The 12,490-nt window shown below is 35.6% G+C and carries 14 protein-coding genes, 1 tRNA gene and 1 pseudogene; 3 read left to right on the top strand and 13 right to left on the bottom strand.

Features of this window, described 5'->3' with window-relative positions; translation table 11 throughout:
• Positions 1–103 precede the first annotated feature (103 nt).
• From ffh to MK480_RS01150, 4 genes are all read right to left on the bottom strand, one after another.
• The gene (ffh, locus tag MK480_RS01165) at positions 104–1,675 is read right to left on the bottom strand and encodes a signal recognition particle protein (protein WP_084924251.1); all 1,572 of its coding nucleotides are present in this window, start codon (positions 1,673–1,675) and stop codon (positions 104–106) included.
• Between the two features lie 17 nt (positions 1,676–1,692).
• Positions 1,693–1,908, bottom strand: a complete 216-nt coding sequence (locus MK480_RS01160) for a hypothetical protein (protein ID WP_060628105.1) — start codon at positions 1,906–1,908, stop codon at positions 1,693–1,695.
• Between the two features lie 2 nt (positions 1,909–1,910).
• Positions 1,911–2,243 (bottom strand): putative DNA-binding protein, encoded by a 333-nt coding sequence (locus MK480_RS01155; RefSeq protein ID WP_000402062.1) that lies wholly within the window; start codon positions 2,241–2,243, stop codon positions 1,911–1,913.
• Between the two features lie 90 nt (positions 2,244–2,333).
• The gene (locus MK480_RS01150; RefSeq protein WP_080983350.1) at positions 2,334–2,711 is read right to left on the bottom strand and encodes a YwiB family protein; all 378 of its coding nucleotides are present in this window, start codon (positions 2,709–2,711) and stop codon (positions 2,334–2,336) included.
• A gap of 71 nt (positions 2,712–2,782) precedes the next feature.
• Between MK480_RS01150 and MK480_RS01145 the strand changes: the two genes are divergently transcribed.
• Both MK480_RS01145 and yidA read left to right on the top strand, forming a co-directional pair.
• The gene (locus tag MK480_RS01145) at positions 2,783–4,087 is read left to right on the top strand and encodes an HD domain-containing protein (RefSeq protein WP_268707080.1); all 1,305 of its coding nucleotides are present in this window, start codon (positions 2,783–2,785) and stop codon (positions 4,085–4,087) included.
• Positions 4,088–4,099: 12 nt separating this feature from the next.
• Complete coding sequence (gene yidA / locus MK480_RS01140) at positions 4,100–4,906, top strand: sugar-phosphatase (RefSeq protein ID WP_261017893.1); 807 nt, start codon at positions 4,100–4,102, stop codon at positions 4,904–4,906.
• Between the two features lie 233 nt (positions 4,907–5,139).
• Here yidA and MK480_RS01135 read toward each other — a convergent pair whose 3' ends face one another.
• The gene (locus tag MK480_RS01135; protein WP_268707079.1) at positions 5,140–6,354 is read right to left on the bottom strand and encodes an MFS transporter; all 1,215 of its coding nucleotides are present in this window, start codon (positions 6,352–6,354) and stop codon (positions 5,140–5,142) included.
• Between the two features lie 397 nt (positions 6,355–6,751).
• Here MK480_RS01135 and MK480_RS01130 point away from each other — a divergent pair, with 397 nt between their 5' ends.
• The gene (locus tag MK480_RS01130; protein WP_045612578.1) at positions 6,752–7,600 is read left to right on the top strand and encodes a helix-turn-helix domain-containing protein; all 849 of its coding nucleotides are present in this window, start codon (positions 6,752–6,754) and stop codon (positions 7,598–7,600) included.
• A gap of 43 nt (positions 7,601–7,643) precedes the next feature.
• On the opposite strand, the pseudogene MK480_RS01125 reads toward MK480_RS01130, so the two are convergent.
• From MK480_RS01125 to MK480_RS01090, 8 genes and pseudogenes are all read right to left on the bottom strand, one after another.
• Positions 7,644–8,261, bottom strand: a pseudogene (locus tag MK480_RS01125) (helical hairpin domain-containing protein); the annotation flags it as partial.
• A 232-nt stretch (positions 8,262–8,493) separates the two neighbouring features.
• Positions 8,494–9,051: a CYTH domain-containing protein gene (locus MK480_RS01120; protein ID WP_060628099.1), complete on the bottom strand. Its 558-nt coding sequence runs from the start codon at positions 9,049–9,051 to the stop codon at positions 8,494–8,496.
• A gap of 224 nt (positions 9,052–9,275) precedes the next feature.
• Positions 9,276–10,142, bottom strand: coding sequence for a helix-turn-helix domain-containing protein (locus tag MK480_RS01115; RefSeq protein ID WP_261036925.1), 867 nt, complete (start codon positions 10,140–10,142; stop codon positions 9,276–9,278).
• A gap of 692 nt (positions 10,143–10,834) precedes the next feature.
• A tRNA-Arg gene (locus MK480_RS01110) sits at positions 10,835–10,906 on the bottom strand.
• A 42-nt stretch (positions 10,907–10,948) separates the two neighbouring features.
• Complete coding sequence (gene rplS, locus MK480_RS01105) at positions 10,949–11,296, bottom strand: 50S ribosomal protein L19 (RefSeq protein ID WP_001068669.1); 348 nt, start codon at positions 11,294–11,296, stop codon at positions 10,949–10,951.
• A 118-nt stretch (positions 11,297–11,414) separates the two neighbouring features.
• Positions 11,415–11,744 (bottom strand): fluoride efflux transporter CrcB, encoded by a 330-nt coding sequence (crcB, locus tag MK480_RS01100; protein WP_012972531.1) that lies wholly within the window; start codon positions 11,742–11,744, stop codon positions 11,415–11,417.
• Complete coding sequence (gene crcB, locus MK480_RS01095) at positions 11,738–12,112, bottom strand: fluoride efflux transporter CrcB (RefSeq protein WP_084886381.1); 375 nt, start codon at positions 12,110–12,112, stop codon at positions 11,738–11,740. Before crcB (MK480_RS01095) ends, crcB (MK480_RS01100) begins: the two co-directional genes overlap by 7 nt.
• A complete protein-coding gene (locus tag MK480_RS01090; RefSeq protein ID WP_084886383.1) occupies positions 12,109–12,375 on the bottom strand; it encodes a chorismate mutase in 267 nt (88 codons plus the stop codon). Before MK480_RS01090 ends, crcB (MK480_RS01095) begins: the two co-directional genes overlap by 4 nt.
• Between the last annotated feature and the right edge of the window lie 115 nt (positions 12,376–12,490).

Below are 12,490 nucleotides of genomic sequence, written 5' to 3'. Positions count from 1 at the left end.
GAGTATAGGAGTCTAAACATATCAAAAAACGAGCATTTCCAATTACGGAAGTGCTCATTTTTCTTCTTTATAAAAAAGGAAAGCCCTGCGGCCTTCCTTTGTCTTACTTGCGTTTCTTCTTCGCTTTTTTCATTTTGTTAGCCATTCGTTTCATGGACTGTTTCATAGCAAATTCACCAATTTTACCTTTGAGTCCGCCACCAAACATCTGACTCATATCTGGCATTCCTGCTCCTCCGAGAGCTGACAGGTCAGGCATTCCGCCTTGTCCCATCATTCCTTCAAGGGCAGACATATCCATTCCTCCCATATTTGGCATATTTTTAGGAAGGTTGTTTGGATTGATTCCCATTTGCTTCATCATCTTGTTCATATCTCCAGACATAACACCCTGCATGAGCTGTTTAGCCTGGTTAAAGTCTTTAATGAATTTATTGACTTCTACAAAAGTATTTCCAGAACCTGCGGCAATACGACGACGACGGCTTGGATTTAACAAATCTGGATTTTCACGCTCTTCAGGCGTCATAGAAGAAACAATGGCACGTTTGCGCGCAATCTGGCGCTCATCCACCTTCATGTTTTGAAGGGCTGGATTGTTGGCCATACCTGGAATCATCTTGAGCAAGTCTTCCATCGGCCCCATGTTTTGCACCTGATCCAACTGATCAATGAAATCATTGAAATCAAAGGTATTTTCACGCATCTTCTCAGCCATTTCAAGAGCTTTTTGCTCATCGTATTCTTGAGAAGCTTTCTCAATCAAGGTCAACATATCCCCCATACCAAGGATACGACTAGACATACGATCTGGATGGAAGGTTTCAATGTCCGTAATCTTTTCACCTGTACCAGTGAACTTGATAGGTTTTCCAGTTATATGACGAACAGATAGAGCCGCACCACCACGAGTATCCCCATCAATCTTGGTAAGGATGACACCCGTTACTTCCAACTGAGCGTTAAATTCACGCGCAACATTGGCCGCTTCTTGACCAATCATGGCATCAACGACGAGCAGAATTTCATTTGGTTGAGCTAGTGCTTTCACGTCACGAAGCTCATTCATGAGGAGCTCATCAATCTGCAAACGTCCTGCTGTATCAATCAAAACATAGTCGTTGTGATTGGCTTGGGCTTGTTCCAAACCTTGACGAACAATCTCAACAGCTGGTACCTCTGTACCAAGAGCGAAGACAGGCACATCAATTTGTTGCCCCAAGGTCTTAAGCTGGTCAATAGCCGCAGGACGGTAGATATCCGCAGCAATCATCAAAGGACGGGCATTTTCTTCTTTCTTGAGTTTGTTGGCCAATTTACCTGCAAAGGTTGTTTTACCAGCCCCCTGTAAACCAACCATCATGATGATGGTTGGAATCTTAGGTGACTTGATAATTTCTGCCGTATCAGAACCTAAAACAGTTGTCAGTTCCTCATCAACGATTTTAATAATTTGTTGCGCAGGATTAAGGGTATCAATGACCTCATGCCCGACTGCACGCTCACGAACTTTCTTGATAAAGTCCTTTACAACAGGCAAGGCAACGTCGGCCTCAAGCAAGGCCAAGCGAATTTCTTTGGTTGCCTCTTGGACATCAGATTCAGAGATTTTTCCTTTTTTACGTAGGTTTTTAAAGACGTTCTGCAAACGTTCTGTTAAATTTTCAAATGCCATTATTTTCTCCTATTTTTTCAATTCAGTGGAAATCGTCCGAAATGTTGCAAACTCTCTAGTTCTTCGGTTGTGACTTCTTTAATGATTTCATTTGGATATCCCCAACAGCTAAATCCTTCTTTAAGGGCTTGAGGAATAGAATCAGGTGAGAGAATTTGTAGTCTTGTAGGAAATGGTTCCTCTGCAGCTAATAGTTTGCAAGGTATTCCTTTATAGACAACAAGATTTTCCATGATTACTCCCTATTATCAATACTGGTCAAAATCTCAATTTGCTCTTGCAGAAAAGCATCCTCTGGATAACGCTCCAAAATCTGATCAAAAATTTGACTGCGAACAATGTAGTCCGAGTACATGTGCAATTTCATCTCATAATCTTCCAGAATCTTTTCTGTCCGCTTGATATTATCATAGACAGCCTGACGACTGACACCAAACTCCTCGGCAATCTCAGCAAGGCTGTAATCATCAGCGTAGTATAGCTCGATATAATTCATTTGCTTATCTGTCAAAAGCGCCGCATAAAATTCAAAGAGCGCATTCATACGATTGGTTTTTTCGATTTCCATAACTTTTATTATACCAAAAAATAGCCTAATCTACCACACTAGGAAGCCAATCCAAGAAGTTAGCTAGCTAAATTTGAAAAAGACATGAGACTAGCCCCAAGTAATTTCCAATTGATAGCTGGCAAAGGGATGTCCCTCTTGGTTTTGTAGTTGATAATCTAGCTCAATCTTTTGTCCATCCACTTGATAACGATTCGTTTGGATAACAAACTCCTGCATACCCATAGGTGTCGGAATATAGGCTAAACTATCGCTATCCTTTAGAAAGCGCATAATGGTCTTGGGATTGGAAAATCGGCTCATCACAAGTTCTTGACCATGAAATTTAATAACCACTTTTTCCTTTTCCTCATTATAGAAAAGCAGGTAGCTATAATCTCCTTTTTCATGCACTTCCACGTCATAAAGCTGGTCAATCACTTCCAACTGCTCATCAAACTGAATCGTATTTCGCATCCGAATCTTCACATCAAGTCCTCTTTCTTGTCTCTTGTCCTACTATTTTACCAAAAAGAGCAGGATTTTGCTATAATGGTCATATGAACGAAAAAGTATTCCGTGACCCAGTTCACAACTACATCCATGTCAATAATCAAATCATCTATGACTTGATTAATACAAAAGAATTTCAGCGTTTACGTCGTATCAAACAACTGGGAACTTCCAGTTATACCTTCCACGGTGGGGAGCACAGCCGTTTCTCCCACTGTCTAGGAGTCTATGAAATTGCACGACGCATCACAGAGATTTTTGAAGAAAAATATCCAGACGAATGGAATCCTTCTGAGTCTCTCTTGACCATGACCGCTGCTCTCCTACATGACCTTGGACATGGTGCCTACTCCCATACTTTTGAAAATCTCTTTGATACAGACCACGAAGCCATTACTCAGGAGATTATCCAAAGTCCTGAAACGGAGATTCATCAAGTCCTGCTACAAGTAGCGCCAGATTTTCCAGAAAAGGTTGCCAGTGTCATTGATCATACCTATCCTAACAAGCAGGTTGTGCAACTCATTTCTAGCCAGATTGATGCGGACCGCATGGACTATCTCTTGCGCGACTCCTATTTTACAGGAGCATCCTATGGAGAATTTGACCTGACTCGCATCCTCCGAGTCATTCGTCCTGTCGAAAATGGTATCGCCTTTCAGCGCAACGGCATGCACGCCATCGAAGACTACGTCCTCAGTCGCTACCAGATGTATATGCAGGTCTATTTCCACCCAGCAACACGGGCCATGGAAGTTCTCCTGCAGAATCTCCTCAAACGCGCCAAGGAACTCTATCCTGAGGACAAGGACTTCTTTGCACGAACATCTCCACATCTCCTGCCTTTCTTTGAAAAAAATGTGATCTTGTCTGATTATCTGGCTCTGGATGATGGTGTGATGAATACCTACTTCCAACTCTGGATGACCAGTCCTGACAAGATTCTTGCAGACTTATCTCAGCGCTTTGTCAACCGCAAGGTCTTTAAATCCATTACCTTTTCACAAGAAGATCAAGACCAACTCGCTAGCATGAGAAAATTGGTTGAGGACATCGGCTTTGATCCAGACTACTACACTGCCATTCATAAGAACTTCGACCTCCCTTATGATATCTATCGTCCCGAATCTGAAAATCCACGGACACAGATTGAGATTTTACAAAAAAATGGAGAACTAGCCGAACTCTCTAGCCTGTCTCCTATCGTCCAATCCCTTGCTGGCAGTCGCCACGGAGATAATCGCTTTTATTTTCCAAAAGAAATGTTGGACCAAAACAGTATCTTCGCAAGCATTACCCAGCAATTTTTACACTTGATTGAGAACGATCATTTTACCCCAAATAAAAACTAGAAGAGGAATTTTATGAGTATTAAACTAATAGCCGTCGATATCGACGGAACCCTAGTCAACAGCCAAAAGGAAATCACTCCTGAAGTCTTTTCTGCCATCCAAGATGCCAAAGAAGCTGGTGTCAAAGTCGTGATTGCAACGGGCCGCCCTATCGCAGGTGTTGCCAAACTTCTGGATGACTTGCAGTTGAGAGACGAGGGTGACTATGTGGTGACCTTCAACGGTGCCCTTGTCCAAGAAACTGCTACAGGCCATGAGATTATCAGCGAATCTTTGTCTTATGAGGATTATCTGGATATGGAATTCCTCAGTCGCAAGCTCGGTGTCCACATGCACGCTATTACAAAGGACGGTATCTATACTGCCAATCGCAATATCGGAAAATACACTGTGCATGAATCAACCCTCGTCAGCATGCCCATCTTCTACCGTACACCTGAAGAAATGGCTGGCAAGGAAATCGTCAAATGTATGTTCATCGATGAACCAGAGATTCTGGATGCTGCGATTGAAAAGATACCAGCGGAATTCTACGAACGCTACTCTATCAACAAATCCGCTCCTTTCTACCTCGAACTCCTTAAAAAGAATGTGGACAAAGGTTCAGCCATCACTCATCTAGCTGAAAAACTCGGATTGACCAAAGATGAAACCATGGCTATCGGTGACGAAGAAAACGACCGTGCCATGCTGGAAGTCGTTGGTAACCCCGTTGTCATGGAAAATGGAAATCCAGAAATCAAAAAAATCGCCAAATACATCACTAAATCTAATGATGAATCTGGCGTTGCCCATGCCATCCGTACATGGGTACTGTAAAATAATTTGAATATAGAAAAAGTACTCCAGAAGTTAGAGATAATGTACTGCCCCCAAAAGTTAGACAGAAAAATCTTACTTTTGGGGGCAGTTTAAGATTCAGTATTTTTGGTTTCTAGTTCTATCCCCTCAATAATTATTAAATATGAATTAGGTAGTACATTATGTAAAACCCTTTTCAATTTTTTATTTTACTACGAATTAATATTATTTTTCAAGTGATAATTGATCCACTAATCTTCCTTTATAAATGTTGCAGTTCTTTTCTCAGTTAGCTTTTTTTCATAACTCTTTATAAGAATAACCAATAAACTACTTAGTAATCCCAAAATAACTAGACTTAATCTCGGGTTTAAAAGCCAATTAAAATAAGCAGCCAGTATCCCTCCAAAAGGAGCAAAAATGGTAGCTATTACAAAAGAACTTGAAAGTATCTTTCCAATATTATACACAGTACTTTCTTGTTGCTGTATTGTTGTAATGGAGACAGAAGCTATTGTAATTAATCCACTCAAAATTGAATAACAAATTCCAAAAAATATCCAATTTTCCACTATCCCACTTGCCATAATGACAAGTGGGATGGTTGCCATTGATATATTCATCAAGATAAAGGCATCCTTCTTATTCAAAAAAGTAGAAAGAAAGGTTACTGCTATCAAACTTCCAAATCCAGCAATTGAGTAAACAATCCCAACAAGACTATTTGATAATTTTAATTGATCCTGTAAATAAAAAATAATCGTTGCATTGAAACCTAGCATAGCGATATTCACAACAATAGTAAAGAGTAAAGAAATCCTCAATTTAATATTTGTAAAGTTCTCTTTAAAACCTACAAAAATTTCTTTTATATCATCATTACCATTCTTCTTGTGTTCTTGATCTGGAATATATGAAATTAGGATTGAAAGAAATAATAACAAGAAAGAAGCACTATTAATAAAAAAAATGCTATTAATATAAAACTTTAACATTAGTACCCCTGCTAGAGCTGGAGAAATTAATTTTGAAATAGTTCGAACACCTTGAAACTGAGAATTATATTTTTGCAATTCTTCCTTCTCAAATAAGGCAGGAGTAATGACTGAGAATCCTGTTTGAAAAAGTGTCGAAAATAAAGGTATCAAAAATGCAATAACATAGTAAAAAAATATAGAAACTGAATATTTAGATAATATCGGTATTACACTACATAATAATGCAGGTATTAATGTAGACCATAATAGTATTTTTTTCTTATTGAAATTATCTAATAAGTAACCCATAACAAATCCCAAGAAGAATTGAGGTAGCAATTCAATAATCACCATTCCTCCCATTGCAAAAGACGAATGAAATTCTTGGTAAATTAAGATTGGAAAAGCAATTTTCTGAAATCTATCTCCAACATTTGATATAAACTCACCAAAAGTAATTGTATAAAACGTTTTCTTGTTAATATCCAAAATGTCCCTTCTTTCTAGTTAAACCACGATGAATATCACTTTTTATTAAATCGGTAAGACTTATTCCAAACCTCTTTACAAGAGTTGGTACCGCACTATTTTCACTTAAACCATACATAATTACTAACTCAATGAAATATACACCCTCGCCAGATACTCTAAAATCAAGATAACAAGTACCATCTATTTCATAATAATCCAAAATAAGTGTTTAGTTATAACTAAACACTTACCTGTACAGGTAAGATTCAACCTCCGACTATAATGATAATATCCATAATCAATAACAATATTCATGTAAATTTTAAAAGTTTTTTCATACTGAACCTCCCTTTATTTTTTATTTATTGTATAATAAATAAAAAACCTTTGAAATTTTGTTGGGAAAATGGGAAATTTGAAATCAAAACTTGGTATAACACTCAGAAAAATTCGAAAAGGAAAGCAAATCAGTTTATGTTCAATTGCTGATAGTAATTTATCTAAATCTCAAATTTCTAGATTTGAACGGGGAGAATCAGAAATCTCTTGTATTCGACTAATCAATATTTTAGATAAATTACATATAACTTTGGATGAATTTATTATTCTTCATGACAATAATTCTACTAGAACTGGATCATTCGCTAACTTGGTGCAATATATTCGAAAACACTACTCCACAAAAAATTTTGATAGTATTATTGAATTACTATCAAACTCTTCAAGTTATAACTTGGGTCCTTATGAAAAGACAATGGTAAAATCGATTCTCTATACAACAAATAAAAATTTTCTCCCCTCGGACGAGGAGTTATTACAGCTAACAGATTATCTTTTTAAAGTTGAAAACTGGGGTTACTATGAAATTATCCTATTAGGTAACTGTGTAAGAACAATTAAATATAACTCCTACTTCCTATTAACTATAGAAATGTTAAAAAATTATATCTATTCAACATTAAATAAGACAAATAAACGGCTTGTTACACAATTAGCAATCAATTGCCTAATTGTTAGTGTTGATAAAGAAGAATTTCAAAATTGTAGTTTTCTTATCAAAGAAGTAAAAAAATTATTAAACAATGAATTAAACTATTATGAACAAACCGTCTTCTTATATACGTGTGGCTATTTTGAATTTAAGCGTAATCCTGCGAACGGAATCGAAAAGATGAAACAAGCACTTCAGGTATTTGAAATTCTAGGAGAACACAATATAAAAGCACAGTACCAAGAGCACTATGACAAATATATTAATCAATGACACAAGGATAGTTAATCTTTAACCACCATAGGATTAATTATTGTTATTCCAATAGTATTTCTGTACTAAATTTTTTATCAAAATCCTTATCATTCAGTACTTTTACAAACATTTCTAGATTTTTTTCTAATTCCTCATACTCATAAAGATAATGATCCAACTCCTCTTGAAACACTCTTATTTATTCGGTTACTTGTTCTACTGTAATTGATTCTGCCAAATTTAATTTTGAAAAGTCATATCTTGCAAGCTTTCGACTGCTCACATCCTCACTCTTCAAATTGATAAGCACTTCCGCCATCTTATTTAAGTTGGCGATTTTTTCATTAATTTGATTTAGTTTTATATCTATCTCTGCTATTTCTTTTACTAACTCGTCTTTAATGTCTTGGTATTTCTTATCTACTTCAGTTAATTCAATGAAGAGGTTAATCTCAGTAATCTTTTCCTGTAGACTCTTAACTGTAGATCTTCTGTATGGTATTACTCGACTATCGTTGGTTAGCTGTCTTATCAATGTTCGTCCTTTGACATACTGATTCTTATCCGAATGTTCTTTGTTATATACAAAGTATGAAGTTGTCTCACGTATAAAGATTTTATATTTTGTTTGATTCTCTTCTTCCAGAATATCTAATTGATAATTGGGAATCATGACCACCCGTCTAACGGGTGGTTTATTTGTCTCGCACCTAACGGAGCGAGACGGACTAATAGTCACATAATTTTCTACCATCCCACTTGCCATAATGACAAGTGGAATGGTTGCCATTGATACATTCATCAAGATAAAGGCATCCTTCTTATTCAAAAAGTAGAAAGAAAGGTTACTGCTATCAAACTTCCAAATTCAGCAATTGAGTAAACAATCCCAACAAGACTATTTGATAATTTCAATTACGTCCATTTTTTTCTCTCATTAATTGGACATAGCCCTTTGTTTCTATTTTTGAATTTAAAAACGAGAACTCTCCGCACATTTTATCATAAAAATTATGATAATCTTCTTTTGAAAAATCTCCTAAAATCTCTATCTCAAGATAAAATCCAAGACTATCAATCTTATCTAGATTAATCGTTTTATTTTCTAATGCATCATGATAAGTCTTTCTATGTTTACTTATTGTGAAAATATTTGAAAATCCATCTTGCAAGATATTTCTTACAAATTCTAATTTTTCAGATTCCAACTCTATTTCACTTTCACTCCACATTCCTTGTTTTATCGTATCTTTTCTTGTGAAAACACATGCTTTATTATCATCTTCTTGGCGAATTCTGTAGATAAAGCTACCTACCTCATCATTTTCAAATTCTCTTCCTTTTATTTTAAAATATTCATCAACTTGCTTATTTTCACTCTTAAATTTATAAGATTTTTCTAAATATGAAATAGCATTATTATAATCTCTCTCATCGTTGAGTTCAAATCTAACTTCTAATTCATTCATTAATTTTACCTCTCAATTCTTCAAAGGCTGAAGTCTCTTTACATTCACTCAGTCTATAGTAAGTTTCTGTAGATGTTTTATGGACAAAAAGCCTAATATTTTCTTGCACTCATTTTAGCACTTCAATATAATACTGTCAAGATTTTTGATAATATTTTTTTATTAAATACATATTTGTATCTTTTTGGATTAAAAAAGCGATGCTTAATTGAACATCGTCTTTACTATTCTGTTATATCTGCAATATAATGCTCGATTTTAAGAGCCATTGACATATTTCCCTCAAGCTTATAAAGGAAATAAGCCGTTTCAAAGTACTCTTTTACTGCAACTTTAGAAGAAAAATTCTTACTGACATTTCCCATCAATAAATACAAATCAGCCAAAAGATACGTTGTTCTATACGTCTTACATTGCTTTATCGTATCTGTGATTTTAGTAATAGCCTCTTCAGTATTATTCTGCAACCATAGATAGCGACAAACATTATAATTAAATTTAATAGAAAGGTTTAATTCTTCGATTGTGTTTAACTGGAGTTGATTTACTTGATACTCTAACTTTTCTCTAATTTCATTAAAACTCTCTAAATCTTCAATGTCATAATAAAAATTGAATAGAGTATTTGCAACTTGAAGGTAGGTCAAGTCAGTTACACTTAACTGAGACAGTACCTTCTCCAATCTTGCCACAGCCTCCTCTTTTTGCCCATAGAAATAAAAATCTATAAGAGATTTTATCCACTCCATATAAAATTTATTTACTAGAGACAAGCGATGTACCTTTACACTCTCTAATTCATATATATATTTCAAAGACTCATAATTTCGATTTGTGATAAATGTCTGGGCTAACTTTTTAAACTCTGATAGCTCATCAATCTCTTCTTCAATTTGCTCATTAAAAAAATAATCCATACTAACTTTTAACTTCTTAGACAGAGCATATAAAAAGTCTGCTCCTGGAGTAAATTCTCCATTCTCTAATCGACTAATCTGTCCCTGTTTGCATATCCCCTCAGCCAATTCTCGCTGAGACATTTTTAATTCTTTTCGTCTATTTTTTAATCTTGTTGCTAATAGTGTACCCACGTTTGCATTTTCCTTTTCTATTCGATTTCAATTTCAATTGTAACATGATTAAATTTTAAATACAAATTAATAAACCAAAAGATACAAATTATATATAAACAATGACTAGATAGGTTATTTTTGAAAATCTATCCCTTCTTCTTTTGAAATTTTCTTACTTAAACGATTAATAAACGTATTCACTTTAAATGGATTAGATATTAGACTATCACGTTTAGATTTTGCTATTGATAGATTTAACAGACCAGAAATAGTCTTTTACAACATATCACATTCAGGGGAATAATAACGATTTTCCCCATTTTTTAGGCTCTCTATTTCATAACAATCAATTCATTTTATCACATACCTTAGCCCGAAAAATCCACACCCAATCTTTTTGAAAGCTGTTTAAAGCTTTGTACTTGCTTTCTAAGTTCATAGAGCTGAACCTTAACCTCATTTGTCCAATTCCATAATAAAAATAAGGACATTCTAACAAAGGAAGTCCTTATTTTTTAACTAATAGATGTCAAAGTTACTTTGCTGATCCACTTTATCTGTACTCATTGATCAAAATATAATTTTTTGTAAAATTTTGATTATGAATTAGTCAAAGAAAAAACACTAACCTATTTCAAAAAACTAAATTGTGATGATTGCCTATAAATAAACACTTTGAATATTCTTTATTTTTCTTAATTTACTAAAAATGCCCCCTGCAGGAATCGAACCTGCAACTACTCCTTAGGAGGGAGTTGTTATATCCATTGAACTAAGGGAGCTAGATAAAAACTCTGCTGAAAAAGCAGAGTTTTTTAGTCGAATTAACGACGGATTTCTTTGATACGAGCTGCCTTACCTTGAAGTGCACGCAAGTAGTACAATTTCGCACGACGTACTTTACCGTAACGAACAACTTCGATTTTTTCAACACGTGGAGTGTGGATTGGGAAGATACGCTCAACACCTACACCGTTAGAGATTTTACGAACTGTGTAGTTTTCTGAGATGCCAGCACCTTTACGTGCGATAACAACACCTTCAAAAATCTGGATACGTTCACGGTTACCTTCGACAACTTTCGCGTGTACACGAACAGTGTCACCAGGACGGAATGATGGGATATCTGTACGAAGTTGACCTTCAGTCAAGCTTTGGATTAATGGATTCATTTTATTCTCCTATCTTTGTCAATCTTGAGGAACCTTCCTCAGCGGATAAACTGTATTTTTGTGCGTCCATTACACACAAGATACAGTTTACCAAATTTCCATAAAAAAGTAAAGAAATTTATAGCAGAATTCCTAAAAAAATCGCAACCAAACCACCTAGATAGGTCAAAGCTAAATAAGAATAAAATACCTTCTTATCACTTAACAGTCTTTGGAGTTCGTCATTTAAGGTAGAAAAGGTTGTTAAACCTCCACAAAAACCCGTCGCTAAAATAGCATAGACTTCCTTAGATTCCACATGATTGTAGAATAATCCAATTAAAAAACAACCTAGAAGATTGGCTATGAGCGTTCCGAGTGGCAATTTAGATGCTTGATTATAGCGGGAAAAGAAATAACGTACTAGAGCTCCGAAGCCACAAGCAATTGCAAGATAGACCATTACCATTTCTTCCTCCCTAGAAAATAAGCCAAGAGTAGACCTCCACCAATACTCAAAAGCAAATACATAACTAAACTAAGATAACGCCCTGTATCCAGTAGTTTCACAGCATCAAGCATGAGACTAGAAAAGGTTGTCAAACCACCACAAAAACCTGTACCCAGTGCTAAAATAACGCCTTTACTGGTTCCCTTATAGACTAAATAGCCCTTAACAAGATACACCAAGCAGAAAATGCCTAAATAGTTAACAAGAAGGATGCCCCAAGGGAAATCTGGACTGGCTGGTAACCAAGTAGAAACCAGGTAGCGAACCAATCCACCCAACATAGCAGCTAGAAAAATTCCTAGCGGATAAAATTGCTCTTTTTTCATTTGATATTTTGATCCTGATAATCACGCGAACGTTTGAGTATGTCCGAAAAAGTCGAGACAATAGTCTCCTGATAGCGCTTGTCCTCTACACGACTTCTAACCTTTTCAAAGATAATTGCTTCTCTCTTGGTATCTAAAATCGGTTTACCCGAAGCTTTCTTATAAGCCACAACCCCTTCAACTAAGTGCATTCGTTCTTCTAGAAGTTTAACAATTTGATCGTCGATGTGATCAATTTCTTGGCGAATACTATCTAAATCCATACAGTCTCCTCCTTTATTTGAATTATTGTATCAAAAAGCCACCAAATAGGCTAGTAAAATCCCAAGTCACGGTAAGAAAACTGCACTGATTGATTGCATCAGCGCACGTTTATGC

The sequence above is a fragment of the Streptococcus mitis genome (assembly GCF_026782895.1).
Taxonomy (GTDB): Bacteria; Bacillota; Bacilli; order Lactobacillales; family Streptococcaceae; genus Streptococcus; species Streptococcus mitis_CB.
This window is presented reverse-complemented; position numbering and strand designations above follow the sequence as displayed.